The 24,858-nt window shown below is 67.5% G+C and carries 21 protein-coding genes and 1 tRNA gene; 13 read left to right on the top strand and 9 right to left on the bottom strand.

What is annotated here, in order from left to right:
* Positions 1-80 precede the first annotated feature (80 nt).
* Positions 81-425, top strand: a complete 345-nt coding sequence (locus PQB87_RS12420; protein ID WP_021163615.1) for a DUF4212 domain-containing protein — start codon at positions 81-83, stop codon at positions 423-425.
* A gap of 3 nt (positions 426-428) precedes the next feature.
* Complete coding sequence (locus tag PQB87_RS12415; protein WP_060066368.1) at positions 429-2,444, top strand: sodium:solute symporter family protein; 2,016 nt, start codon at positions 429-431, stop codon at positions 2,442-2,444.
* 71 nt (positions 2,445-2,515) lie between these two features.
* Here PQB87_RS12415 and PQB87_RS12410 read toward each other — a convergent pair whose 3' ends face one another.
* The 3 genes from PQB87_RS12410 to PQB87_RS12400 form a co-directional block, all read right to left on the bottom strand.
* Positions 2,516-3,094 (bottom strand): hypothetical protein, encoded by a 579-nt coding sequence (locus PQB87_RS12410; RefSeq protein ID WP_228395606.1) that lies wholly within the window; start codon positions 3,092-3,094, stop codon positions 2,516-2,518.
* A 489-nt stretch (positions 3,095-3,583) separates the two neighbouring features.
* Positions 3,584-3,674, bottom strand: a tRNA-Ser gene (locus PQB87_RS12405).
* 57 nt (positions 3,675-3,731) lie between these two features.
* Positions 3,732-5,912, bottom strand: coding sequence for a TonB-dependent receptor (locus tag PQB87_RS12400; RefSeq protein WP_222156163.1), 2,181 nt, complete (start codon positions 5,910-5,912; stop codon positions 3,732-3,734).
* 348 nt (positions 5,913-6,260) lie between these two features.
* Here PQB87_RS12400 and PQB87_RS12395 point away from each other — a divergent pair, with 348 nt between their 5' ends.
* The 8 genes from PQB87_RS12395 (at position 6,261) to PQB87_RS12360 (ending at position 13,071) form a co-directional block, all read left to right on the top strand.
* Positions 6,261-6,890 (top strand): LysE family translocator, encoded by a 630-nt coding sequence (locus PQB87_RS12395; RefSeq protein WP_021163610.1) that lies wholly within the window; start codon positions 6,261-6,263, stop codon positions 6,888-6,890.
* Between the two features lie 45 nt (positions 6,891-6,935).
* Complete coding sequence (locus PQB87_RS12390) at positions 6,936-7,352, top strand: hypothetical protein (protein WP_104766967.1); 417 nt, start codon at positions 6,936-6,938, stop codon at positions 7,350-7,352.
* 352 nt (positions 7,353-7,704) lie between these two features.
* Complete coding sequence (locus tag PQB87_RS12385) at positions 7,705-8,796, top strand: toxic anion resistance protein (RefSeq protein ID WP_222156161.1); 1,092 nt, start codon at positions 7,705-7,707, stop codon at positions 8,794-8,796.
* Between the two features lie 20 nt (positions 8,797-8,816).
* A complete protein-coding gene (locus tag PQB87_RS12380; RefSeq protein WP_027786910.1) occupies positions 8,817-9,563 on the top strand; it encodes a VWA domain-containing protein in 747 nt (248 codons plus the stop codon).
* Positions 9,564-9,609: 46 nt separating this feature from the next.
* Positions 9,610-10,626: a DUF475 domain-containing protein gene (locus PQB87_RS12375; protein ID WP_021163606.1), complete on the top strand. Its 1,017-nt coding sequence runs from the start codon at positions 9,610-9,612 to the stop codon at positions 10,624-10,626.
* A gap of 94 nt (positions 10,627-10,720) precedes the next feature.
* On the top strand, positions 10,721-11,377 hold the full coding sequence (locus PQB87_RS12370) for a TerD family protein (protein ID WP_021163605.1): 657 nt from the start codon (positions 10,721-10,723) through the stop codon (positions 11,375-11,377).
* Between the two features lie 51 nt (positions 11,378-11,428).
* Positions 11,429-12,298: a hypothetical protein gene (locus tag PQB87_RS12365; RefSeq protein ID WP_059619892.1), complete on the top strand. Its 870-nt coding sequence runs from the start codon at positions 11,429-11,431 to the stop codon at positions 12,296-12,298.
* A 152-nt stretch (positions 12,299-12,450) separates the two neighbouring features.
* Complete coding sequence (locus tag PQB87_RS12360) at positions 12,451-13,071, top strand: HAD family hydrolase (protein WP_021162444.1); 621 nt, start codon at positions 12,451-12,453, stop codon at positions 13,069-13,071.
* A gap of 23 nt (positions 13,072-13,094) precedes the next feature.
* On the opposite strand, the gene PQB87_RS12355 is transcribed toward PQB87_RS12360, so the two are convergent.
* Positions 13,095-14,204: a fatty acid desaturase gene (locus PQB87_RS12355; RefSeq protein WP_489241963.1), complete on the bottom strand. Its 1,110-nt coding sequence runs from the start codon at positions 14,202-14,204 to the stop codon at positions 13,095-13,097.
* Positions 14,205-14,408: 204 nt separating this feature from the next.
* Here PQB87_RS12355 and PQB87_RS12350 point away from each other — a divergent pair, with 204 nt between their 5' ends.
* Positions 14,409-15,446 (top strand): AraC family transcriptional regulator, encoded by a 1,038-nt coding sequence (locus PQB87_RS12350; RefSeq protein ID WP_059528420.1) that lies wholly within the window; start codon positions 14,409-14,411, stop codon positions 15,444-15,446.
* A 61-nt stretch (positions 15,447-15,507) separates the two neighbouring features.
* On the opposite strand, the gene PQB87_RS12345 is transcribed toward PQB87_RS12350, so the two are convergent.
* The 5 genes from PQB87_RS12345 to cysD all read right to left on the bottom strand — a co-directional run bounded on the left by PQB87_RS12345 (position 15,508) and on the right by cysD (position 22,304).
* A complete protein-coding gene (locus tag PQB87_RS12345; RefSeq protein WP_489241961.1) occupies positions 15,508-16,557 on the bottom strand; it encodes a lactonase family protein in 1,050 nt (349 codons plus the stop codon).
* The gene (locus tag PQB87_RS12340; RefSeq protein ID WP_489241959.1) at positions 16,544-17,911 is read right to left on the bottom strand and encodes an MFS transporter; all 1,368 of its coding nucleotides are present in this window, start codon (positions 17,909-17,911) and stop codon (positions 16,544-16,546) included. The genes PQB87_RS12345 and PQB87_RS12340 overlap by 14 nt, the downstream gene beginning before the upstream one ends.
* A gap of 257 nt (positions 17,912-18,168) precedes the next feature.
* On the bottom strand, positions 18,169-19,356 hold the full coding sequence (locus PQB87_RS12335) for a helix-turn-helix transcriptional regulator (protein WP_021162441.1): 1,188 nt from the start codon (positions 19,354-19,356) through the stop codon (positions 18,169-18,171).
* A 138-nt stretch (positions 19,357-19,494) separates the two neighbouring features.
* A complete protein-coding gene (gene cysN / locus PQB87_RS12330; RefSeq protein WP_060066336.1) occupies positions 19,495-21,408 on the bottom strand; it encodes a sulfate adenylyltransferase subunit CysN in 1,914 nt (637 codons plus the stop codon).
* On the bottom strand, positions 21,408-22,304 hold the full coding sequence (gene cysD, locus PQB87_RS12325) for a sulfate adenylyltransferase subunit CysD (protein ID WP_059682380.1): 897 nt from the start codon (positions 22,302-22,304) through the stop codon (positions 21,408-21,410). Before cysD ends, cysN begins: the two co-directional genes overlap by 1 nt.
* Positions 22,305-22,518: 214 nt before the next feature.
* Between cysD and PQB87_RS12320 the strand changes: the two genes are divergently transcribed.
* Positions 22,519-23,628, top strand: a complete 1,110-nt coding sequence (locus PQB87_RS12320; protein WP_059857759.1) for a DUF1214 domain-containing protein — start codon at positions 22,519-22,521, stop codon at positions 23,626-23,628.
* A complete protein-coding gene (locus PQB87_RS12315) occupies positions 23,625-24,818 on the top strand; it encodes a sulfotransferase family protein (protein WP_489241955.1) in 1,194 nt (397 codons plus the stop codon). The genes PQB87_RS12320 and PQB87_RS12315 overlap by 4 nt, the downstream gene beginning before the upstream one ends.
* Positions 24,819-24,858: the final 40 nt, after the last annotated feature.

The raw sequence follows: 24,858 nt of genomic DNA, 5'->3' as shown, positions 1-24,858 counted from the left end.
TACCGGTTCCGCATCACGCGCACGAGCCCCTGCGCGGCAATCCCGATTGCCCGCGCAGGGGCTTTTTGTTACATAACGGCATGACCGTTCCGACCCGATCCGCGCCTGCCGCGCCACCGCCCGTTCCCGAGCCGCTCGCGCGTGCCCATGCACGCTACTGGCGCTTTAACGTCGCGCTGATCGCGGTGCTGATGGCGATCGGTTTCGCCGTGTCGTTCATCGTGCCGTTCTTCGGGCCCGCGCTCGCGAGCGTGCGCTTCGCCGGGTTCAGCCTGCCGTTCTACGTCGGTGCGCAGGGCGCGATTCTCGTGTATCTCGTGCTGATCGTCGCGTACATCGGGCTGATGCAACGCGCCGACCGCACGCTGCGCCGCGCGTACGACGATCATGCGGCACGTACCGGCCATCCGAACGGCGGGCGCTGATTCATGCTGACGCATCGACTGATCCGCGCGTATGCGCTCTACACGCTGGGGTTTCTCGGATTCGTGCTGCTGATGTGGCGGATCGAGCGCGCCACCGGCTCCGGCGTCTGGATCGGCTACGTGTTCCTGTTCGTGCCGATCGCGGTGTACGCGGTGATCGGGCTGCTGTCGCGCACGTCCGATCTCGTCGAATACTACGTGGCCGGGCGGCGCGTGCCGTCCGCGTTCAACGGGATGGCGACGGCGGCCGACTGGCTGTCGGCCGCGTCGTTCATCGGCCTGGCCGGCTCGCTCTATACGACCGGCTACGATGCGCTCGCGTACGTGATGGGCTGGACGGGCGGGTTCTGCCTCGTGGCGTTCCTGCTTGCGCCGTATGTGCGCAAGCTCGCGCGCTACACGATTCCCGATTTTCTCGGTACGCGCTTTTCGAGTACGGCCGTGCGTGCGCTCGCGGCCGGCGCGGCGATCCTGTGTTCGTTCGTGTACCTGGTCGCGCAGATCCAGGGGATCGGCCTGATCGCGACGCGCTTCATCGGCGTCGATTTCGCGATCGGGATCTTCTGCGGGCTCGCGGGCATTCTCGTGTGCTCGTTTCTCGGCGGGATGCGCGCGGTCACCTGGACGCAGGTCGCGCAGTACATCATCCTGATCAGCGCGATCCTGATTCCGGTGTCGCTGATCGCGATGAAGAACGGGCTCGGCCCGGTGCCGCAGTTCAGCTACGGCAAGCTGATGGAGCGCGTCGCGGCGCGCGAGGCGCAGGTGCGCGATGCGTCCGACGAACAGCAGGTTCGCAACGCGTATCGACGACAAGCCGCGGACATCCAGACGCGGCTCGACCGGCTGCCTTCGTCGTATGCGGATGCACGCCGGCATCTTGCCGACCAACTGGCCGACCTGCGGCGCCACAACGGGCCGCTGCGCGAGATCAGCCAGCGCGAGCGCGAGCTGGCGGACTTTCCGCGCGATCCGGCGGCGGCGCGGGTCGCGTGGACGCAGGCGCGTGACGACCTGCTGGCCCGTGCCGAGCCGCCCGTGCCGATGCACGAACCGTTTCCCGCCGCGAGCGATGACGAGCGCAAGCCGCGCGAGCGGAATTTCCTCGCGCTGCTGCTGTGCCTGTCGCTCGGCACTGCGAGCCTGCCGCACATCCTGACGCGTTACAACACGACCACGTCGGTCGCGTCGGCGCGGCGCTCGGTCGGGTGGACCCTGTTCTTCATCGCGCTGTTCTACCTCAGCGTGCCGGTGCTCGCGGTGCTGATCAAGTACGAGATCCTCGCGAACCTCGTCGGGCGGCCGTTCGCGGAATTGCCGGCGTGGGTCACGCAATGGCATCACTTCGAACCCGACCTGATCAGCGTCGTCGAGGTGATTCGCGATGGCATCGTGCATTGGTCGGAAATCCAGATGCAGCCGGACATGGTCGTACTGGCCGCGCCGGAGATTGCCGGGCTGCCGTACGTCGTGTCGGGACTGATCGCGGCCGGTGCGCTTGCCGCGGCGCTGTCGACCGCGGACGGGCTGCTGCTGACGATCGCCAACGCGCTGTCGCACGACGTCTACTACTGCATGGTCGCGCCCGACGCATCGAGCCAGCGGCGCGTGACGATCTCGAAGGTGCTGCTGCTCGGCGTCGCCCTGTTCGCGTCGTATGTCGCGTCGCTCAATACGGGGAAGATCCTGTTTCTCGTCGGCGCCGCGTTCTCGCTGGCGGCCTCGAGCTTCTTTCCGGTGCTGGTGCTCGGCGTGTTCTGGAAGCGCACGACGACGCGCGGTGCGATCGCCGGGATGGTGACCGGGCTCGCGGTGTGCGTGTACTACATCGTGTCGACCTATCCGTACTTCACGCAGCTGACGGGATTCGCGGGGCGCACGTGGTTCGGGATCGAGTCGATCAGTTCGGGGGTGTTCGGGGTGCCGGCGGGGTTCGCGGTGGCGATCGTCGTGAGTCTGTTCGATCGAAAGCCGGATGACTATACGCGGGCGCTGGTGGATTACATCCGGCATCCGTGACGCGGGTGTCGTTCGGCATGCTCGCGTGCCGGGGGCGGGGGGGCAGCCCGTACCGGCGTTGTGACGGGCGGTCAGAGCGCGGAAATGCCGAGCTCGGCGCCCTTGGTCGTCTGCACCCGGCTGAAATCGCAGCTTCCGTCCGTCATCCCCTTGGCGTTCGGTATCGCGACGCACACATACGCACGGATGCCATGAGGCAGTGCCACGTGGCGAAACTCGCCGACCTTGATCGTCGCGACCCGGTCGACGGCAAAGCGATCGTTGATCGGTGTCGCGCTCGACGGGATCCACATCGTCGTTTCCGATGAGGTGTTCCCGGTTTGCGATTTCAGCGTCTGGCTGGCGCCGATCTCTCCGTTGACCGAGAAGCGTATCGCCGCCTGTCCTTCGGACACGCGTTGAACCGTGACCGCGAGCGTCGGCATGGCGATTCCCGCCGCGCATTTGCCGGCAGCGCACTCGCGAACGGAAAGCAGCGTGCGAAACGGGGATGCAGGCTGACCGATGACCGACAGGTCGGTAGACGATCCGCCGTCGCGCAGCGCCTTGTCGACCGGCGGGGGAGAGGTCACCGCGACGGTGGTGGTGATCGACGGCGGCGAAAATGCCGTTGCGCAAGCTGACAGCATCGTCGAAGCGACAATCGTCATGGCGAACCCTGGACTGAATCGCATGGATCTGACTCGCGGAGCTGAAACCTCGGATATCGTCAGAAGAATACACATCTTTAGCGAGCGGTGTTCGGGGTTCGGGGTTCGATGTGCGATGGGTGCCGGCGAAACCGCCGTGTCGATGACTTGATTCGCAAAGCCCATGGCCAACATTTTCGTTTGCATCACGTTCATGAATTGCGCATGCAGGCTTTCGCGCAGTGATGAAAAGTCGACGCGGGAAGAAAATGAGTCGCATCCTTGTCGGCGATGCCGATATGCGATCGTGATTCAATTCCGACGGATGGATTGAGTGGCGCTGTCGTTGCGTCGAGAAAAACGATGAAGCGATGAGTAGCGCATTGAACTGCATGGCTGGCGCGATCGCCCGACGCCTGGCGGCGGAAATCGATGCGAAGCGCATGATGGCGGGCGCTTTGGCGTGCAGAAACGAAAAACGGGCCGAACGGCCCGTTTTTGCTGACATCCTGGCGGAGAGAGGGGGATTCGAACCCCCGATAGGCGATTAACCTATACACGCTTTCCAGGCGTGCGACTTAAACCACTCATCCATCTCTCCGGAAGACCGAGAGTATAGCAAACTCTGGCGGCAGCCCGCCACTCCCTTCGGCAATCGTCAAAAATCCGTCGTCATCGACAGCCACACCGACCGCGGCTCGCCCTGCGTCAGGTACCCGCCGGTCGTCGACGACCAGTACGACTTGTTCGTGACGTTGCGCACGGTCGCACGGAACGTCGTCTTCCTGCCGAACAGCGCCGTCGCATAACGCGCACCGAGATCGTAGCGGTCCCATGCCGGAATCGACATCGTGTTTGCGACGTCCAGGTACTGCGGGCCCGTGTGGATCCAGCGCGCGGTCAGCGTGAGGCCGCGCAGCATCGGCACGTCGTATTCGGCACCCGCGTTGAGCAGGAACGACGGCACGCCGATCGGCCGGTTGCCGTCGTTCGCGCCGCCCGCCGTGTTTTGCAGCGTCGCGTTGATATAGGTCGCGCCCGCGATCAGCCGCACGCCTTTCCATGGCTCGCCGTACACGGCCGTCTCGACGCCGCGGTGCCGTTGCGTGCCGTCGGCGCCGAACAGGTTCGACACCGGATCGGTGTACGCCATCGGCTTCTCGATCTGGAACAGCGCGAGCGACGCGCCGACCTTGCTGGTGTCGTAGCGGATGCCGGCTTCGACCTGCTTCGAGCGGAACGGCGACAGCGACTGGCCCGCGTTGCGCGCGGTGTTCGGCGCGATTTCACCCTGCGCGAGCGCTTCGCTGCGGTTCGCGAAGATCGAGACGTTCTGCCACGGCTTGACGACGAGACCGAACACGGGCGTCGTGATCGCGTCGCTGTACGTCGACGACACCGCGCCCGTGTAGTCGAAATTGTCGACGGAGATCGACTGGCGGCGCGCGCCGATCGTGAACAGCACGCGGTCGCCGAGGAAGCCGAGCGTGTCGGACACCGCGACGCTGCGCAGCCAGGTCTTGGTGACCGTGCCCGGATCGCTCATGTCGCCGCCCGCATAGACGGTCGGCGGAAACGCGACCGGCGCCGGATCGTAGAGCGTCGTCGGGAACGCGCCCGACATCGTGTACGCAGACTGGCTGTCGATGCGGATGAACGATGCGCCGGCCGTCACGAAGTGCGACACGGGGCCGGTCGTGAAGCGGCCGCGCACGCCGGCTTCGGCCGATTGGGCATCCTCCTTGTGCGGCACGCTCAGGCGCGAGCCGGTCGTGCCGGACGACGAGTAGGTCGGCGTGTAGTAGTCGCCGTGCTCGTTCGTATGCCGGGCACCGCCCGACACGTAGGCCGTCCACGCGGGCAGGAAATCGTATTCGGCACGCACGATCCCGACCGTATCCTCGAGCTCGCTGAAGCTCCACGGCTGCGCGTAGTTGTGCGTCGCGGACGGCACCGCCGGCGCCTGGTTGCCGCCGATCAGCACGACGGGGCGGCCGTTGTCGATCCGCTCGCGCTGATACAGGAAGTCGCCGTACAGGCGCAGCTTGTCGCCGCGCCAGTCGAGCGACACGGCGGTCACGCTGTTGCGGTGGCGCTCGTCATCGACGGCCGTGTCGCCGCCGCCGATCGACTGGTTCACGCGCACGCCGAACTGGCCGTCGCTGCCGAAGCGGCGGCCGATGTCGACGTGCGTACCGATCGAGCCCGACACCGAGCCGTCGACGGTGACGCGCGTGAGCGGTTTGTCGTCCGCGCGCTTCAGTTGCAGGTTCACGCCGCCGCCGACGGCCGAACCGTTCGGCGATGCACCGCTCAGGAACGCATTCGCGCCCTTGAGCACGTCGACGCGTTCGACCGCATCGGTCTGCACGAGCTGTCGCGGCGTGACGCCGTACAAGCCGTTCAGCGCAACGTCGTCGCCGGCGAGCTGGAATCCGCGGATGATGAATACCTGCGAGAAGTTGCCGTAGCCGGATGCGCTGCGCACGGCCGGATCGTTGTCGAGCACGTCGGCGAGGGTGCGTGCCTGCTGGTCCTCGATCAGCTTCGACGTGTAGGTGGTCATGCTGAACGGCACGTCGCTCGACTTTTGCCGGCCGAGCACGCCGTAATCCGCACCGCGCGCGACCTGGCCGCCTGCGTAGGTCGGCGCGAGGTCGCCGGGCAGCGGCTCGGCGGCGCCCGTCACGTTGATCGACGGCAGCACCGCCGTGTCAGGCACGGTGGGGGCAGCGGGCGCGGCCTGCTGGGCCTGCGCGGGGGCGGCGAGCGCGCAGGCCAGCGTGATGCCGAAGGCGATCGGCGTGAGACGCCGGGCGGGTAACGAAAGTGTCGACATGGGACGCAAATCGGGTGTGGTCGGTAATCCATCCCAGGGCGGCGAGTCGGAATCCGGGCGGTGTGGCGCGTCCGTGCTGTCGCGGACGTGTTTTTATCGAGCGGCGGAGTCTAACGTAAACGAGAATCATTGTCGTTTACGAAAAACGGCGGCTCATTATTTGGGATAGCGGGTGGGCGCCGTGCGGGATCGATGTCACGCAACCGCCGAGCGGGCCTCGGGGCGAACATGCGATCATCGACCGTCCGAATGCGTCGTCATTGTTCGCGTGCGCCGGCAGCGGCCCGCGCGGCCGAAGACGGCGACGCCATCCCGTTCGCAAGCTCCCTTCAGAAGGAACGCCACGCCATGTCGCTGTCCGCCTTGCTCGCTTTTGCCCTGATCCTCTCCGTCGGCGTTGCGACGCCCGGCCCGACGGTGTTGCTTGCGATGAGCAACGGCTCACGGTACGGTTTGCGTCACGCACTGGTCGGCATGCTCGGCGCAGTCACCGCCGATGTCGTGATGGTCGCGCTGGTCGGGTTCGGTCTCGGGATGCTGCTCGAAGCATCGGAAACGGCGTTCGTCACGCTGAAGCTGGCCGGTGCCGCGTGGCTCGCCTATGTCGGTGTGCGGATGCTGCTCTCGTCCGGCGGTCGTGCTGCCGCGCAGGCAGTCGATCAGGCGATGCCCGATCGGCGGACCGCGTTCCTGAAGAGTTTTTTCGTCGCAATGAGCAACCCGAAGTATTACCTGTTCATGTCCGCGCTGCTGCCGCAGTTCGTCGACCGGTCGCACGCGATCGCGCCGCAGTACGCGATCCTCGCAGCCACGATCGTCGCGATCGACGTCGCCGGGATGACCGGCTACGCGCTGCTCGGCGTGCACTCGGTGCGCGTGTGGAAAGCGGCCGGCGAGAAGTGGCTGAACCGCGTCAGCGGGTCGCTGCTGCTGATTCTCGCGGGATATGTCGCGTTGTACCGCAAGGCCGCGAACTGACGCGACGATGCTTCCGGCACTCGATCTCGGCCAACCGGCCCGGCGATGAAGCCGATCGAACGCTTCGCGCTCGAAACGCACGACGGTCCGTACGAAACGTGGCCGTCGCGTACCGCCGTGCTCGTGAACGGCGAGCGCTCCGGCCTCACGGTTTCCGGTTACGTACTGCTTCGCCAGTTCGAGACGCCGGCCGCTTATCTGCTCGTCACCGACTACGACTGCCTGTTCGAGGAGGCCGTCACGTTCACGCTCGTGTCGAAGGATCCATTGACGGAAATCGCGCGGCGCACGGTCGGCGCGATGTATGCGTCGTGCCATCTGGACGACCTCGCGTGGGCCGACGACCGGCATTTCAGCGCGACGTTCGTGGACGTCGACGGACGATGGGATTTTACGATTCGTGACCGATCGGTGCCGTTCATCCTGCCCAGGCTCGGGATGAATCGCGTGCGCGATCGGTAATGCGCGACCGGTGCCCGCGAGGGCCTTGGCCCCGTGAGTGCGCCGTCTGAAACCCGCTCAAACAGGCGGTTTCATTTCTCTTTCGCATTGATCCGACATGTAAGTTTCGGCGCGTCCGAATCTCGCGAGGCCAGCCCGCATCAAGGCAGGAGCGGCGGCGCCCGGGCATGACGTCCGCCCATCACCTTACAAAATGAATGGAATTGAAAGAATTCCGTCCCTTGACGCAAGGCGCTCGGGCCATTTATTGTCCGTCTGCCGCCCGTGAGAGAGCACGGCGGCAATCGCGGATGCGCGCCACGCGCGCACGACAACACGCAGCAGAAAGCAGAAAAGGAAACGTGGTAGCCACATGAAGCCGCTATTCGATGACAAGAACTCCGATGCGGTCAGCGATCGTCCTTCCACCCCGTCTTCGTCACCCGTCGCCGTGCCTGCCGCCGCCGTCACCATGCCGGCCGCGCGCCCTGCGGAGAATGTCCGCCTGATCACCGTCGACGAGATCGACCAGCTCGGCGCGACGCAGGGCACGCGGATCGCCGCTTTTTCCCAGCAGATTCTCGCGAGCGTCCGTGCGTCGGATGCCGACCAGTTCGGTGACAAGCTCAACGAACTGATCGCGACCGCGAAGGGGCTCGATCCGCGCGGTGCCGACAAGGGCGGGCTGCTCACGCAGGTCACGCGGTTGTTTCGCTCGACCAAGGAGAAGCTGCTGTCGCAATACGAATCGGTGAGCAAGCGGATGGACACGCTCGTCGTCGAGCTCGAGAGCCATGCGCGGCGCCAGAAGGCCGGCATCGACGAGCTCGAGCGGATGTACAACGACAATTACGCGCTGCACCAGGAGCTCGCGCAGTCGAAGGCGCACGGCGAAACGGCGCTCGCGACGCTGCGTGCGCATCTCGCGGCCGGCCAGCAGCCGGCGGACGACGCGTTCGCCGCACAACGCCTGCTCGACGTGAAGCGCAAGGTCGACGCGCTCGAAAGCAAGCTCGACGACCTCGACCGCGCGATGCTGATGTCGAAGCAGCTCGCGCCGCAGATCCGCATGGAGCAGGACCAGAAACGCACGCTGACGTCGAAGTTCATGACGATCAAGACCGTGCTGATCCCCGCGTGGACCAATGCGTTCGCGCTCTACCTCGAGCAGCTCAGCACGAAGCGCGCGGCGGCACTCGCGAACGCGACGTACGACGCGGCCGACGAGGCGATCCGCGCGCAGGCCGACCTGAACCGCCAGAACGCGCAGGAAGTCGCGAAGCTCGGCCAGCGCCCGGTGATCTCGACCGACACGTTCGAATACGCGCAGCAGCAGCTGTTCGGCGCATTCGACGACATCACGCAGATCATCGCCGACGGCAAGCGCCAGCGCGAGCAGGACGCGCCGCGCCTGCGCCAGCTCGAACAGGACCTGATCACCCGATTCGCTCCGAAGCACAACTGAGAGAACTGAGAGAACACCGCATGATTACGCTTGAGAAACGCGCGGCGAAGGTCGCGATCGTCCTCGAAAAACGCCAGATCCTGAAGCCGCCCGTCGTGCGCGTCGGCGCGGCGCTCGACATCTCCGGCTCCGCGAAGCCGCTCTACCAGTCGGGCGTGATCCAGGAGACGCACGACCGTATCCTCGGCATCGCACTGAAGTTCGACGACAACGGCGAAGTCGACACGTGGACCTTCACCGAAGGCTACAACCGGCTGCCGACCGCGACGCCGGACAACTACGGCTCGTACATTTCCGACCACGTGCTCGAAGCGCGGATCGACAAATGGGGCGGCACGCAGTACGCGCCGGTGATGAACGACATCGTCGACTTCTTCTTCCGCGCGCCGCAGCCGTCGCCGCAACGCGAAGAGAAGCGCGGCTTCCTGAGCCGGCTGTTCGGCGGCGCGGACGAGACGCCCGCACCGGCGGCTTCCGCGCCGGTGAACGGCCATCTGCCCGCATGGGTGCTGTTCGTCACCGACGGGCAGAACCCGAAGAACGATCGCAAGCGCGTGCGCCAGCTGCTGGCCGAGTCGCAGCACTACCCGCTGTACTGGTCGCTCGTCGGCGTCGGCGACCCGAGCGAATTCGGCTTCCTCGCGGAAATCGCGGAAGAGATGCCGAACGTCGGCTTCCTGCATCTCGAATCGCTCGACATCAGCGACGAACAGATCTACGAACAGTTGATCACGCAGGAATTCTGCGACTGGGTGCGCGCGAAGTAAGCGCGGCCCGCACGTCATTTTTTCCCGAAACTCGAAACCCCACATCATGTTGAAAGACTTCAAGATCCCGCTGTCGCTCACGGCGCTCGCACTGGTCGCCGCGTATTTCCTCGGTGGCGTGAAAGACATGCTGATCGTCGCGGTCCTGTGCGTGCTCGAAATCTCGTTGTCGCTCGACAACGCGGTCGTCAACGCCTCCGTGCTCAAGAACTGGTCGGAGAAGTGGCGCAACCGCTTCATGGTGTTCGGCCTGCCGGTCGCCGTGTTCGGCATGCGGCTCGTGTTCCCGCTGCTGATCGTCGCGGTGATCGGCCACATCGGCATGTGGGATGCGCTGACGCTCGCGATCGAGTCGCCGGAGAAGTACGCGGCGATCCTGACTTCCGCGCATCACCAGGTGTCGGCGTTCGGCGGCGCGTTCCTGCTGATGGTGTTCTTCAAGTTCATGCTCGACACCGAGAAGGACGAGCACTGGATCGGCTTCCTCGAAAGCCCGATGCGCCATCTCGGCCGCATCACCGCGCTGGAAGTGGCGCTGACGCTCGCGATCGTGATCGTCGCGTCGTTCTACGTGCCGTCGGCGGAACAGGTCGCCTTCCTGCTGGCGGGCGCGTTCGGCGTGATCAGCTTCGTGATCGCGCACGGCATCGGCGACCTGATCGGCGGCGAGGAAACGGGCACGCGCGTGGTGCGCGAAGGCGTCGCGGGTTTCATGTATCTCGAGGTGCTCGATTCGTCGTTCAGCTTCGACGGCGTGATCGGCGCATTCGCGCTGTCGAACAACATCTTCCTGATCGCGCTCGGCCTCGGCGTCGGCGCGGCCTATATCCGGGAGATGACGCTCGTGCTGCTGAAGAAGGGCACGCTCGCGCAGTACCGCTATCTCGAGCACGGTGCGTTCTGGGCGATCGGTGCGCTCGCAACGATCATGTTCCTCGGCGTGAAGTTCGAGGTGCCCGAGGTCATCACGGGCCTGGTCGGCGCGGCGATGATCGCCGCGGCCGTGTGGTCGTCGATTGTCGTGCAGCGCAAGGAAGATCGCACCGCGGTGGCCGGCGAATAAGCGCGCGCCGCACGAAAACCATCAACGAGGGGGCCGCGCAGGGCGGCCCGGCATTGCCGCCGGCGCAACGGCGGTTCCAGCAGAAGAGGTTCAGATGATCAATTTGTCGAAAGGCGGTCGCGTCAACCTGTCGAAGGAAGCGCCCGGCACGCAGAAGTTCCGCATCGGTCTCGGTTGGGACGCGAACGCGACGGACACGGGCACGGATTTCGATCTCGACGTGTCGGTGTTCCTGTGCAAGTACGACGCGCAGAGCAATCCGAAGCTGATCTCGGATCAGCATTTCGTGTTCTACAACAGCGAAGTGCGCACGATGGAGCGCAAGGAAACCTTCATCCAGCCGGGCGACGATTTCCCGAAGCGCGGGATGCCCGCGTCGAAGTGCCTGGGTGTCGTGCACAGCGGCGACAACCGCACGGGCAGCGGCGGCGGCGACGACGAGGTGATCTTCATCGACGTGACGAAGCTCGCCGCGGACATCGAGGAAATCTCGGTGGTCGTGACGATCGACCAGGCCGAAGCGCGTCGCCAGAATTTCGGCCAGGTGCGCAACAGCTACATCCAGATCGCCGACGAGGTGTCGGGCGCGGTGATCGCGAAGTACGCGCTCGAGGAAGACTTCTCGATGGAGACGTCGGTGCAGGTGGGCAGCTTCTATCGCCGCGACGGCCACTTCATGTTCAAGGCGGTCGGCGCCGGCTACAACCGCGGCCTGGGCGACTTCGTGCGCGCTTACGGCGGCGCGGTCTGACTGGCGGCAGTCCGGCCGGCGGGACACCGCCGCGCCGGGCAGGAAGCAGCGATGACGAATCCGTCCGACGAGCCGAAGCGGCTCGAGTTCGATACGACGCCCGAGCGCACGCCCGGGCGTCTTGCGTTCGACGCGCCGCCCGCGGCCGCGACGACGCCGGGCACGCGCGCGCCCGAGCGGCCGGCACCGCAGGCGCTCGACTTCGGGCCGGCGCCCGACAGGCCCGTGCGCACCGCGCCGGCCGAGGCGGTCGGCCGCGCGGTGTTCGGCGAATCGAACCATCCGCAGCTCGAAGCATGCTTCCGCGCCGCGCAGGCCAGCTTCCCGAATCTCTATCCCGACTACGCGCCGCGCATCGAGCGGCACATCCGGCAACTGGTGCCGCTGAAGCTCACGACGGTCGCGACGATCGGCGATGGCGCGCTGGAGACGGCGGGCAACCTCGTCGAAGCCGTCGCGGCCACCACGCGCGAATTCAACGAACTCGGCGCGGCCGACATGATGGCCGGCATGCTCGCACAGGCGACGCGCAAGGCCGGCATGTTCGAACGCTGGTTCGGCGGGGCGGCGGGCCATGTCGACTACCGGGCGGCGCTCGGTGCGCTCAAGCAGTCGCTCGGCTTCTTTCCGCGCCGCACCGAGGAACTCGCCGCGAAGGTTCGCCATGCGGAAGAAAATCTCGTGGTCGTGCTCGCGGCGCTGAGCGCGGTGTCGGACGTCGTGCGCGCACCGGACGATGCGGGCGTCGAGCGCACGCTGTTCGATCGCCGCAACATCGTCGGGCAGGCGGTGCAGCAGATCCGCATGCAACCCGCGCAATTGCGCGGGCTCGACGAGCGCGTGACCGATCTGCTGTCGCGCGCCGATCACCTGATGAACGTCGTGCTGCCGGCGGCGCTGGCGGCGCGGCCGCAGCGCTGAGCGAACGGCGCATAGGGCACGAAGCGCACGGATGCGCGCGCCGCGGCGCGCGCGTTCGCTGCGCGGGCCACGCCGCGTCACGCCATTTCACGTGCACCGGCGCGAGTCTGCTATCTTCCCGGGCATCTCATTGCTTTCCCGCCCGATTCTCCATGACCGACCGCATCGTTGCCGCATTCGATTTCGACGGCACCATCACGACGACCGACAGCTTTCGCCATTTCGTCCGCTATGCGGTCGGCACGCCGCGCTTCGCATGGGCCGGGCTGCGTGCACTGCCGTGGATCGTCGCAATGAAGGCCGGGCTGCTGTCGCGTGGCGATGCGAAAGCGAAGTTCGCGTCGTTCGCGTTCGGGCCCGTGCGCGAGGACGCGCTCGATGCGCAGGCACGCACGTTCGTCGACACCTACCTGCCGGGCCTCGTGCGTCCGGAAATGCTCGAACGCATTCGCGAGCACCGGGCACGCGGGCATGAAGTCGTGCTGGTGAGTGCGTCGCCGTCGCTGTACCTGGAGAAGTGGGCGAAGACGGCCGGCTTCGATGCGGTGCTCGCGACGCGGCTCGCGTTCGAGCGCGGCACGTTCGCCGGCCGGCTCGACGGCGAAAACTGCTGGGGGCCGCAGAAGGTCGTGCGGCTGCGCGGGTGGTGGGGCAACCGGCCGCCGAAACAGCTGTTCGCGTACGGCGACAGCCGCGGCGACAAGGAAATGGCCGAGCTCGCGAACTGGTCGTGGATCCGCGGGCAGGGGCCGATGCCGCCGATCGGCGGCTGAGCCGGCGCGGCGCTGGTCTTACATCACGCGTCGGCTTGCGCGTGGCGAGCGCGGCGCGACGGTCGATGCGGGCCCCAGCGATTCGCACGCGCGAAGGTGCCGACGTCGTTGAAGCGCACGCCGACTTCACGCAGCGCCGCATGCGCGGTGCGCGCGGTCAGCTGGCGAATGTAGAACGGGTCGCGCACCACGAAGTGATGGATCGCATGCGTGCTGCCGAAGTTGAAGCAGAACAGCTGGAACGGCAGCATCCACCACGGGTTGAGCACCTGCGTCTGCTGGATCACGTTGCGTGAATCGATATCGCCGAAGTAATGCATGTTCGAGCTGACGAAGTTGATGCAGAAGCTGCGCACGAAGTTCGGCCCGAGCCACACCACGGCCAGGAAATCGACGACGCTCATCACGCGCGCGACGATGGCCGGCACCGTCACCGCGTAGCCGAACGCATGCAGCGCGAACAGGCCGGCGTGATAGACGATAAACGCATGCCACAGCACGTAATACACGTGACCGACCGGCATGTACGACGACACCTGCTCGACGCGCAACTGCAAGCGTTCGGACGGGTCCTGCACCGGCTGCGCGGCTACGTACTGCTTCACCTTGCGGCGCATCGCGGCCGGCCGCAGCACGACGGCGAGCATGCCGTCGGCGATCATCAGCAGGCGCTTCACGCCCCAGCGCTCGCCGTTGGTGATGCCGAATTCCTCGAGATCCGATTCGCCGCCCGACACCTTGTGGTGATGCAGGTGCATGCGCCGCCGCGTCCACGGGTTGATCGTGCCGGGCCGCGTGAGCCAGCACAGCGCCATCATCAGGTGATAGGCCCACGGCGTCTTCTTGAAGTACATCCGGTGGATCAGGTCGTGCTCGAGCTCGTGGATCAGCGACGTGACGAACGCGGCGAGCGGCAGCGCGACGTACCACGCGATCGCCCCGCGCGCATACAGCCACGCGATCGCGAGCATCGCGCTCACCGACACGGCCATCACGGTCGCGCCGACGAGGTTCTGGTTGTCGAGCAGCGGAAAGTGCGCGCGGATCGCGTCGCTCGCGGCGTTGACCTCGCGGCGGACGTACGCGACCTTGTCCGCGTCGTGGCGAAAGGCGGTTCGAGCGGGTTGGATCATCGACCGGATTCCTGCGGAAAGAGTGGGGCGTTATGCCGATGTGACAAGCATAGGCGCGCACCGGGCCGCCCGCGAGGGCCGCGGGTGCCAATGGCGGTGTCATTTCGGGCCACGTTGGCCGGCCGGCGCGGCTAGAGTCTCGCCCCGGTGTCATTGCGGGCCAGCGGCGCTACAATCCGCCGAAACCGCTCCGGAGTCCTCCGCATGGCCCTGTCCGTCCCGGATGCCGCGCGCCAGTTGAACAAGGCGACGGTGTCGTCCGCGTATGCGCTGTTCATGCTGATGCTGGCCGAGGAGCGCGGTATCGACGGCGGCCGCATTCTGGCGGGCTCGGGTGTCGAGCGCGACCGGCTCGCGCAGCCCGATGCGCGCATCACGCCGCTGCAACAGGCGGCGATCGTGTTCAACCTGCTCGACGCGACGGACGATCCGTCGATCGCGATCGAGATCGGCCTGCGCAGCAGCCTGACGAAAGCGGGACTGATCGGCTTCGGGCTGATGAGCTGCGCGACGCTCGGCGAGGCGATCTCGCTCGGCATCCGCTACCTGCCGACGCGCGTGCCGTTCTTCTCGGTGCGGCTCGCGCGGCTCGACGGGACCGTCGACATCGACGTGCTCGAAGCGTTTCCGCTCGGCCGGCTGCGGCAGTTCGCGGTCGAGAACTTCCTGGTCGAGACGGCGATCCTGTTCAATTCGCTGCTGTATCCGGTGCCGGGACGCACGCTGCAGTCGCGCGCCGAACTCCATTTCGAATGGCCCGAGCCGCCGTGGTTCGAGCGTTATCGCGCGCGGCTGCCGCGCTGCCATTTCGACGCGAGCGCGAACCGCATCCGTTGCGATGCCGCGCTGCTCGACGAACCGATCGGCACCGCGAACGCGCACACCGCGCAGATGATCGTGCAGCAGTGCGAGGCCGAACTCGCGCGGCTCGGTTATGCGGAAAGCATCGTCGAGCGCGTGCGCAACCTGCTGATCTGCGGCGAGGGCGGCTATCCGGCGGTCGACGACGTCGCGCGCGAGCTGCATGTATCGGCGCGTACGCTCAAGCGCAAGCTCGCCGAATACGGTGCGACCTATTCGACGCTGCTCGACGAGATCCGGTTGCGCGACGCGCTGCGGCTGCTCGAGGGGACGCGGCTGCCGGTGGACGAGATCGCCGCGCGCGTCGGTTATACGGATCGCGCGAACTTCACGCGTGCGTTCAAGCGCTGGACGGGTGTCGCGCCGAGCGAGCGGCGCTGAACGCGGGCATGCGCCGGCCCGCGCGGCGGGCCTGCCGGTTCATGCGCCACGTATCCCTTCTTCAGACGATCTCGACCCAGTTCGCGCCGCGCCCGCCCGGCACGCGTGCGCGCGGCGACAGCGCGCCATCGTCCTGCGAGATCGCATACACCGACACGTATTCCGACTGTTCGCCGCACGCGACGAGCCAGCGCCCCGACGGGTCGATCGCGAACCCGCGCGGCTGCGTCTCGGTGGCCGTTGCGTGCGCGGGTTCGAACGTGCCGTCAGCGGTGCGGCGATAGCAGAGCAGGCGGCTCGACGTGCGTTCGCTGACGTAGGCGAAACGCCCGTCGGGGCTCAGGTGCAGGTCGGCGGCCCAGACGGAGGGCTCGGTGGGCGCGGGCGGCCGCGCATGGCCCGGCGCGAGTTCGGCGACGGCCGGATGGCGCGCACTCACGTGCGCCTCGCCGAGCCGGCCGGTGTCGGGGTCGCACGCGAACGTGGCGAGCGTGGCCTGGAATTCGCTGACGACGACGAGCGTTCGGCCGTCGCGCGCGAACTGCAGGTGGCGCGGGCCGAACCCGGCCGGCACGCGTGTTTCGCCGTGTTCGAGCGCGCGCAGGCCGGCCGCGTCCTCGACCAGCGCGAAGCTGAACACGCGATCCGAGCCGAGCGAGCTGACATAGGCGAAACGGTTGTCCGGCGACACGATCACCGAGTGCGCGTTCGCGATGCCGCCCACGACCTGCAGCGGCGTGCCGTCGCCGTCGCGCACGCGCGCGGCGTCGTAGAGGCTCAGCGAATTTCCGCCGTACGACGCACCGAGCAGCCAGCGGCCGCCGCGGTCGAGCGACAGGTACGCATGGCTCGCGTCGATCGCGGTCGCGCCGATGCGCACGAGCGCGCCGGTGGCCGGCACGACGCGGAACGCGACGATCGTCGGCTGTTCGCCGCGCGTCGCGACGTAGAGCCGCGCGCGGTCGGCCTGCACGGCGATCGGCATCGCGACGTCGGCTGCGGGATAGCGGGCGAGCGGCGCGAGCGTGCCGTCGGCCGCGAGGGAGAACGTGGCGAGGTCGGCGTCGGCGGCGTTCGAGACGACGACGGTCAGGCGGTCAGTGTTCGGCATGGCGGAGCATCGATGCGTTCGTCAGGGCGGTGTCGGCCGGCAGGCCGCGCGGCGGATCGCTGCGCCGGTGCGTGCGCGCGAACAGCGCGGCCACGGCGGCGACGAGCGAAGCGATCGCGAGCGCATACAGCCCGCCCGTGATCGAACCCGTATGTTGCTTCAGATAGCCGAAGGCCGTCGGCGCGACGAAGCCGCCGAGGTTGCCGACCGAGTTGATCAGCGCGATCACGGCCGCGGCCACGCGCGTGTCGAGATAACCCTGCGGGATCGGCCAGAACAGTGACGCCGCGGCCTTGAAGCCGAGCGCGGCGAAGCAGATCGACGCGAACGACCAGACCGGATCGTGCGACGTCGACGCGAACAGCCCGCACGCGGCGAGCACGAGCGCGAACGCGAGCCAGCGCTGCGGATGCTTCCATTTCGACGACAGCACCGCGAAGCCGTACATCGCGCCGATCGCGATCATCCACGGAATCGTGTTGTACAGGCCGACCTGGAAATCGGTGAGGCCGCCCATCTTGCGGATGATCGTCGGCAGCCAGAACGTGGCCGCGTAGATCGTCAGCTGGATCGAGAAATACAGGAAGCAGAACAGCACGATCTGCTGATCGCGCAGCAGCGCGGCGGCGCGCACCGGCACGTTCGAGCGCACGTCGCGCGTCGCGCGTTCCTCGTCGAGCGCGTTCTGCAGCGCCGTGCGTTCCTCGGCCGTGAGCCACGTCGCGTCGCGGATGTGCGATTTCAGCAGCAGCCAGCTCGCGCCGCACAGCGCGACGGAGAACAGCCCTTCGATCAGGAACATCCACTGCCAGCCTTCGAGGCCGAAGCCGCGGATCGACAGCAGCGCACCGGTGACGGGCCCGGACAGCACCGACGCGAACGCGGAGCCGCCGAGGAAGATCGCCATCGCCTTGCCGCGCTCCTGCGGCGGCAGCCATTGCGACAGGTACAGCACGACGCCGGGAAAGAAACCGGCCTCCGCCGCGCCGAGCAGGAAGCGCAGGGCATAGAACGACGTGTCGTTCCACACGAACGCCATCGCGGCCGCGACGATGCCCCACGTCGCCATGATCCGCGCGAGCCACACGCGGGCGCCGTAGCGTTGCATCAGCAGGTTCGACGGCACCTCGAACAGCGCGTAGCCGACGAAGAACAACCCGGCACCGAGGCCGTACGCGGCCGCGCCGATGCCGATCGACGCTTCGAGGTGGCGATCGACGAAGCCGACGTTCACGCGGTCGATGTAGTTCGCGATGAACATGATCAGCACGAGCGGCAGTACATGCCACTTCACTTTCGAGGCGGCGGACGCGAGCGGGTCGCGTCCGGGCAGGGCGGGCGAGGGCGGGTTCAAGCGTGTCTCCGGTCGGGCGGGGCTGTGTAGTATGTCGTCGTATGACATGGTACGCCTGAGTGCCGATGAAGACGTCGCGGGTTTACCCGGGAATTTCCCGGATATTGGGGAGTTTCATGAGATTCGTCGGATAGCCATCAATGTCTGATGACATATGACATGAAACGAGTGCGCACCAATCGCCGGGGTACACGGTGGTGACCCGCGCGCGTGGTGCATCCCCCGGGCGCCGCGTCCGGCGGCTGCCCTCGCGGCCGCTACGCCATCGACACGACGCTGTTGAGCAGCGTCTTCACGAGCACGGCCTGCCGTGTCGCGCCCGTTTTCGCGAAGATGCCGCGCAGGTGCGCGCGCGCGGTGTTCTTCGTGATGCCGGTCGCGGCGGCGGCCTCGTCGAGCGTCAGCCCGTCGACGAGCAGCAGTGCGATTTCGGTTTCCATCGGCGTGAGCCGGAACAGCCGGTGCAGCATGTCGCGCGACGTCTGCGGCGACGACACGGGATCGCGCACGAACACCGCGACGGCCGGCCGGTGCCGGCGGTCCTCGGCACCGCGGTAGGGCGCGAGCGGGCGCAGCAGCACGCTCAACGGCATCGCGCCGCCGGGGCGCGACAGCGTGGTGGCTTCGATGCGGGCGAGCGCGCCCGCGCGGAAATGCTCGAGCGCGGCCTGCAACGCCTTCTGCAGCCGGCGCTCGTCGAGCGGGCACGAGGCGTGGAGCCGCTCGTGGCGCACGCACAGCCCGTCCTGCTGCTCGATCAGCCGCTCGGCGATGCGGTTGCGCTTGATCACGCGGCCGTCCTCGTCGACGATCGCGGTGCCGACATCGAGCCGGTCGACGGTGCCCGCGTACAGCGCGCGTTCGGCATCGAGCACGTCGAACGCCGCGTGCAGTTCGACTGCCCGCTGCAGGTGCGGCAGCAGCGTCGCGACCTGCGCGCGTTCGGCCGCGTCGAAGTCCCGCCCGCCGTGCGCGCGGCTCACGAAGAACGCGCATTCGACGCCGCGTTCGCCGCGCAGGTTCGCGCCGAGGATGTAGCGCAGGTCGAGCGGCTGCAGGTACTGCCGGTAGAAATCGTGCGCGCGCCACGCGGTTTCGCCGAACAGCCGGTCGGCCGTGAAGACCTGGCCGGGCGGCTGATCGAGAAACGGGCACAGCGCATAGAACTGCTCGCTGTACGAGGGCTCGCCGGGCAGCAGCGGGCCGTGCGCCGACGCGTTGATGATGAGCCCGTGCCGGGCGCCGCCCGGGTTGCGCAGCACCAGTGTCGTGAAGCGCGCGTCGAGCCGCACGCGGACCGCTTCGAGGAAGCCGGCCCACGGGGTCGCTTCCGACGGGCCCTGATAGACGAGCCCGAGCCACGCGCTGAGTTCGCGCGCCGTCCACGCCGCGTCGTCGAAGCCGTCGTGCGCGGCCGGATCGCCGGGTGCCAGCGCGATGGGCATGCTCGTGTTCTCCTGGATCGGGGTGAAGGGTTCCCGAGCCAGCATACCGGCCGCCCGGCGGCACGCGTCATCCGAACGGAGGAGGCGGCGCGCCCGGGCGGGCAGGCGGGCAACCGCCGGGCTGCCCGCCTGCGGCGCCTACGCCGCGCGCTCGCGCAGCAGGTAAGCGACGATGCGCCCGGCCGCTTCGTCGGGGGACTCGGCGACCGTATCGACGCGCAGTTCGGGCCGCGCGGGCGGCTCGTACGGCGAATCGATGCCCGTGAAATGCTTCAGCTCGCCGCGCCGCGCCTTCTTGTACAGGCCCTTCGGGTCGCGCTCCTCGGCGACCGCGAGCGGCGTGTCGACGAACACCTCGACGAACTCGTCGGGGCCTGCGAGCGCACGCGCCATCTCGCGTTCCGAGCGGAACGGCGAGATGAACGACACGAGCGTGATGAGCCCCGCGTCGAGCATCAGCCGCGCGACTTCGGCGACGCGCCGGATGTTCTCCACGCGATCGGCCTCGGTGAAGCCGAGATCGCGATTGAGCCCGTGCCGCACGTTGTCGCCGTCGAGCAGGTACGTGTGCTTGCCGAGCGCGTGCAGCCGCTTCTCGACGAGGTTCGCGATCGTCGACTTGCCGGCGCCCGACAGCCCCGTCAGCCACACGATGCGCGGCGTCTGCGCCTTCTGCGCGGCACGTGCGGCGCGGTCGACGTCGACGGCCTGCCAGTGCACGTTGTGCGCGCGGCGCAGCGCGAAGTGCAGCATCCCGGCACCGACCGTGTCGTTGGTGAAGCGGTCGATCACGATGAAGCCGCCCGTGTGGCGGTTGCGGTCGTACGGATCGAACGCCACGGGCCGGTCGAAGCTCAGGTTGCACACGCCGATTTCGTTGAGCGCGAGCGTGCGCGCCGCGAGATGCTCGCGCGTGTTCACGTCGACCTTGTACTTCGGCGTCGCGCAGGTCGCGCCGACCGTCTGCGTGCCGAGTTTCACGAGATACGGGCGGCCGGGCAGCAGCGGCGCGTCGTGCATCCACACGAGCGTCGCCTCGAACTGGTCGGCCACCTCGGGTGGCGCATCCGCGCGCGCGATCATGTCGCCGCGGCTGATGTCGATCTCGTCGGCGAGCGTGAGCGTCACCGCGTCGCCGGCGTGCGCGATGTCGCTTTCGCCGCGTTGCGTGATCACCGACGCGACGCGGCTCTCCTTGCCGGACGGCAGCACGCGCACGCGCTCGCCGACGCGGATCTCGCCCGATGCGATGCTGCCCGCGTAGCCGCGGAAATTCAGGTGCGGGCGGTTGACCCACTGCACCGGCAGCCGGAACGGCTCGTCGCGCGTCACGCGCGCGGCGAGCGGCAGCGTGTCGAGATGCTGCATCAGCGTCGGGCCCGCGTACCACGGCATCCGCGTGCCTGGCGCGATCACGTTGTCGCCGCGCAGCGCCGACATCGGGATGCTGACGATCTCCGCCAGCCCGAGCTCGGCCGCGAACGCGCGATAGTCGGCGTCGATGCGCTCGAACACGGCCCGGTCGTAGTCGACCAGGTCCATCTTGTTGATCGCGAGCACCACGCGCCTGATGCCGATCAGCGCGACGAGATGGCTATGACGGCGCGTCTGCGTGAGCACGCCCTTGCGCGCGTCGATCAGGATCACGGCGAGATCGGCGGTCGACGCGCCGGTGATCATGTTGCGCGTGTACTGCTCGTGGCCGGGCGTGTCGGCGACGATGAACTTGCGGCGCGCGGTCGCGAAGAAGCGGTACGCGACGTCGATCGTGATCCCTTGCTCGCGCTCGGCCGACAGGCCGTCGACGAGCAGCGCGAAATCGAGCTCGCCGCCCTGCGTGCCGACCTTCTTCGAATCGGCTTCGAGCTGCGTGAGCTGGTCGTCGAACAGCATGTTCGATTCGTAGAGCAGGCGGCCGATCAGCGTGCTCTTGCCGTCGTCGACGCTGCCGCACGTGATGAAGCGCAGCAGGTCCTTCGTCTGCGCATCGTCGGCGTGCATGTTGGGCGTCGCGTGAGCGGGCGCCTCGGGCGCGGTGAGAACGTGTGCCATCAGAAATATCCCTCCTGTTTCTTCTTTTCCATCGAGCCGGCCGAATCGCTGTCGATCAGGCGTCCTTGTCGTTCCGACGTGCGCGTCTCGCGCATTTCCCGAAGGATGTCGTCGAGCGAGCTCGCGTCGCTGTCGATCGCGCCCGTCAGCGGGTAGCAGCCGAGCGTGCGAAAGCGTACCTTGCGCATCTGCGGCACTTCGCCTTTGCGCAGCGGCAGGCGTTCGTCGTCGACCATGATCAGCGCGCCGTCGCGTTCGACGACGGGCCGTTCCTTCGCGAAGTAGAGCGGCACGATCGGGATGTCGTGAAGCTGGATGTACTGCCAGATGTCGAGCTCGGTCCAGTTCGAGATCGGGAACACGCGCAGGCTTTCGCCCTTGCGCTTGCGCGCGTTGTACAGCGACCAGAGTTCGGGGCGCTGGCGCTTCGGGTCCCAGCGGTGCTGCTCGGAGCGCAGCGACACGATGCGTTCCTTCGCGCGCGATTTCTCCTCGTCGCGGCGCGCGCCGCCGAACGCGGCATCGAAGCCGTAATGATCGAGCGCCTGCTTGAGCCCCTGCGTCTTCCACACGTCGGTGTGCATGGCCGAGCCGTGCGTGAACGGATTGATGTCGTTCGCGACGCCGTCGGGGTTCACGTGCACGCGCAGGTCGAGGCCGAGGCGCGCGGCCGTCTCGTCGCGAAACGCGATCATCTCGCGGAATTTCCACGTCGTATCGACGTGCAGCAGCGGAAAGGGCGGCTTCGCCGGGTAGAACGCCTTCATCGCGAGATGCAGCATGACCGAGCTGTCCTTGCCGATCGAATACAGCATCACCGGGTTCTCGCTCTCGGCCACCACCTCGCGCATGATGTGGATGCTTTCGGCCTCCAGTCGCTCCAAGTGGGTCAACATCGTTCGTCTCCTTGTTTCATGCCGGCGCCGCGCGACATGTGCGGCGTTTCGTGCATGACGCAAACGGTATCGAGCGAGCGGCATGCCGCTCTTCGTCCGGGTGGACTAAGCCGCGGCACGGCGGTGGAGCGGATCTTTCCTTAGTCCACCCGGACGAAGAGGTGTGCGACGCCGGCGCTTAAGGTGAGCGCTCGACCATCGGCGGAGACGACACATGACGGACGACACGCGTGCCACGCAATTGCTTTCGGGCCAGACCTGGGCCGATTTCTGCGACACCCTGAAACGCAGCGGCGAGCAGATCCTGCGCGCCGAGGCGCCGGACGATCCACTGACACGCGCGGAAGGCTTTCGTTACCTAAGCCGGCTGATGCGCATCGCGCTCGAAATGCACGTCGAATTCGCGGACGGCGCGTGGCCCGGCTTTTTCTCGCCGTCGCACGAGACCGCGAAGATCGGCGCCGACAATCCCGACAACCTGTACCAGTACGCGCGGCTCGACGGCCGTTGCGAATACCGCGTGACGGGGCGGCGCGGCACGGTGGCCTACCTGAGCTTCGGCACGCAGAAGGGCGGCTACGAGACCGACGGCAAGATGCTGCAGACGGGCTTTCTCGATGCGAAGCAGCTCGAGATCGCACCGGACGGCAGCTTCGAGATCGTGCTCGGCGAGACACCGCGCGCGGGCAACTGGGTGCGCATGGAGCCCGGCACCAACGCGTTGCTGGTGCGCCAGACATTCCTCGACCGGCGCACGGAGACGCCCGCGCAACTGAAGATCGAACGCATCGGCGCGCACGACCGCCCGGCGCCGCTCGATCCGCTCGTGCTGCAGGGCGGCCTCACGCGCGCCGCGCAGTTCGTCGAGCAGACGGCGAAGCTGTTCGCCGACTGGGCCGCGAGCTACCGGTCGCACGTGAACGCGCTGCCGCCGGCCGACCAGGCGCTGTGCCAGTCGGTCGGCGGCGACCCGAACATCTACTACTACCACTCGTGCTGGGAGCTGGCCGACGACGAGGCGCTCGTGATCGACGTCGACACGGTGCCCGACTGCGATTTCTGGAACGTGCAGCTCAACAACTACTGGATGGAGTCGCTCGATTACCGGCACTTCGACATCTGCGTGAACAAGCACGGCGCGCGACGGAATGCGGACGGTGGCGTGACGGTGGTCGTCGCGGCCGCGCGGCCGGGCGACGCGAACTGGCTCGATACGGCCGGGCATCGCACCGGCACGATCTGCTGGCGCTGGGTCGGCGCCGCGCAGCCGGTGCATCCGCGCACGCGGGTCGTGAAGCTCGCCGCGCTGAAGGAGGCCGCATGAACGCGCCGATCGACCTGATCCGCACGCGGCTCGATGCCGACGGACTGATCGCCGAGGCCGTGTCGCGCACGGGCGGACTCACCGCGTTCGGTGACGGCCCGTATCGCGACGCGCTCGACGTGATGTGCGCGTCGCTGATCGACGAAGCGAAGCTGTCCGAACGCGGCGCGGCGATGATGCGCGAGAAGCTCGTCGGGCAACTCGTGAACCGGCTGGTCGTCGAGGATTACTTCCGGCGCCATCCGGAAATCGCGGACATCGCGATCGACGATCCGCTCGTGATCGTCGGCCTGCCGCGCACGGGCACGACGCTGCTGCAGCGGCTGCTGGCCGTCGATCCGCGCTTTCATGCGGCCGCGTGGTGGGAAACCCGCTACCCGGCGCCGCTCGCGGGCGAGACGCTGGCCGAGCCGGCGGTGCGCATCGCCCGCGCGCGGGCCGAAGTCGCGACGATGATCGACTGCATCCCGCAGATCCTGACGATTCATCCGCTCGATGCGATGCTCGCCGACGAGGAGTTCATGCTGATGGAGCACTCGTTCGTGTGCGCGATGGATTCGTACGCCAACGTGCCGCGCTATACGGCGTGGCTCGCGCGGCAGGATCTCACGCCGGTCTATACGTACCTGAAGCGGATGCTGCAGTTTCTGCAATGGCAGAAGGCGCGGCGCGGGGTCGCGCCGGCCATGCGCTGGCTGCTGAAGACGCCGCAGCACCTGCATGCGCTCGACGTGCTGTGCCGCGTGTTCCCGCGCGCGCAGGTCGTGCTCACGCACCGCGACCCGGCGCAGACGATTCCGTCGATGGCCAGCATGGCGCACACGCTGTGGCAGATGTATGCGGACGATCCCGATCCGCTTGCCGTCGGCGCGCAGTGGAACGCCGGGATGGCACGTGCGATCGGCGCCGCGATGGCCGCGCGCGACGCGCTGCCGGCCGGCCGCTTCCTCGACGTGCGTTTCGAGGACACGGTGTCGAATCCGCTCGGCGTGGCCGAGGCCGTGTACGCGTTTGCCGGCATGCCGCTCGACGCGCGGCGGCGCACGGCGATGACCGACTGGATGGCGCGCAACGGCCGCGACAAGCGTGCCGCGCACGACTATTCGATCGCGCGCTTCGGCTTTACCGATGCGCAGCTCGCGCGCGACTTCGCCGCGTATCGCGCGCGGCACCTGCGGGCGGCCGGCTGACGGCCCGGCTCGCGAAACCAACGACAGCCAGGAGACAAGC

The sequence above is a fragment of the Burkholderia sp. KL41 genome (assembly GCF_057005415.2).
Note: the sequence above shows the minus strand (reverse complement) of the source record. Positions and strands in the feature narration are given on the sequence as shown.

Excerpts from the sequence above, each read along its gene's own strand:
- PQB87_RS12380 (WP_027786910.1), top strand. The coding sequence starts at position 8,817 with ATGATTACGCTTGAGAAACGCGCGGCGAAGGTCGCGATCGTCCTCGAA.
- PQB87_RS12420 (WP_021163615.1), top strand. The coding sequence starts at position 81 with ATGACCGTTCCGACCCGATCCGCGCCTGCCGCGCCACCGCCCGTTCCC.
- PQB87_RS12365 (WP_059619892.1), top strand. The coding sequence starts at position 11,429 with ATGACGAATCCGTCCGACGAGCCGAAGCGGCTCGAGTTCGATACGACG.
- PQB87_RS12335 (WP_021162441.1), bottom strand. The coding sequence starts at position 19,356 with ATGCCCATCGCGCTGGCACCCGGCGATCCGGCCGCGCACGACGGCTTC.
- PQB87_RS12315 (WP_489241955.1), top strand. The coding sequence starts at position 23,625 with ATGAACGCGCCGATCGACCTGATCCGCACGCGGCTCGATGCCGACGGA.
- PQB87_RS12350 (WP_059528420.1), top strand. The coding sequence starts at position 14,409 with ATGGCCCTGTCCGTCCCGGATGCCGCGCGCCAGTTGAACAAGGCGACG.
- PQB87_RS12355 (WP_489241963.1), bottom strand. The coding sequence starts at position 14,204 with ATGATCCAACCCGCTCGAACCGCCTTTCGCCACGACGCGGACAAGGTC.
- PQB87_RS12395 (WP_021163610.1), top strand. The coding sequence starts at position 6,261 with ATGTCGCTGTCCGCCTTGCTCGCTTTTGCCCTGATCCTCTCCGTCGGC.
- PQB87_RS12360 (WP_021162444.1), top strand. The coding sequence starts at position 12,451 with ATGACCGACCGCATCGTTGCCGCATTCGATTTCGACGGCACCATCACG.
- PQB87_RS12320 (WP_059857759.1), top strand. The coding sequence starts at position 22,519 with ATGACGGACGACACGCGTGCCACGCAATTGCTTTCGGGCCAGACCTGG.
- PQB87_RS12400 (WP_222156163.1), bottom strand. The coding sequence starts at position 5,912 with ATGTCGACACTTTCGTTACCCGCCCGGCGTCTCACGCCGATCGCCTTC.
- PQB87_RS12415 (WP_060066368.1), top strand. The coding sequence starts at position 429 with ATGCTGACGCATCGACTGATCCGCGCGTATGCGCTCTACACGCTGGGG.
- PQB87_RS12390 (WP_104766967.1), top strand. The coding sequence starts at position 6,936 with ATGAAGCCGATCGAACGCTTCGCGCTCGAAACGCACGACGGTCCGTAC.
- PQB87_RS12345 (WP_489241961.1), bottom strand. The coding sequence starts at position 16,557 with ATGCCGAACACTGACCGCCTGACCGTCGTCGTCTCGAACGCCGCCGAC.
- PQB87_RS12385 (WP_222156161.1), top strand. The coding sequence starts at position 7,705 with ATGAAGCCGCTATTCGATGACAAGAACTCCGATGCGGTCAGCGATCGT.
- cysD (WP_059682380.1), bottom strand. The coding sequence starts at position 22,304 with ATGTTGACCCACTTGGAGCGACTGGAGGCCGAAAGCATCCACATCATG.
- PQB87_RS12375 (WP_021163606.1), top strand. The coding sequence starts at position 9,610 with ATGTTGAAAGACTTCAAGATCCCGCTGTCGCTCACGGCGCTCGCACTG.
- cysN (WP_060066336.1), bottom strand. The coding sequence starts at position 21,408 with ATGGCACACGTTCTCACCGCGCCCGAGGCGCCCGCTCACGCGACGCCC.
- PQB87_RS12370 (WP_021163605.1), top strand. The coding sequence starts at position 10,721 with ATGATCAATTTGTCGAAAGGCGGTCGCGTCAACCTGTCGAAGGAAGCG.
- PQB87_RS12410 (WP_228395606.1), bottom strand. The coding sequence starts at position 3,094 with ATGACGATTGTCGCTTCGACGATGCTGTCAGCTTGCGCAACGGCATTT.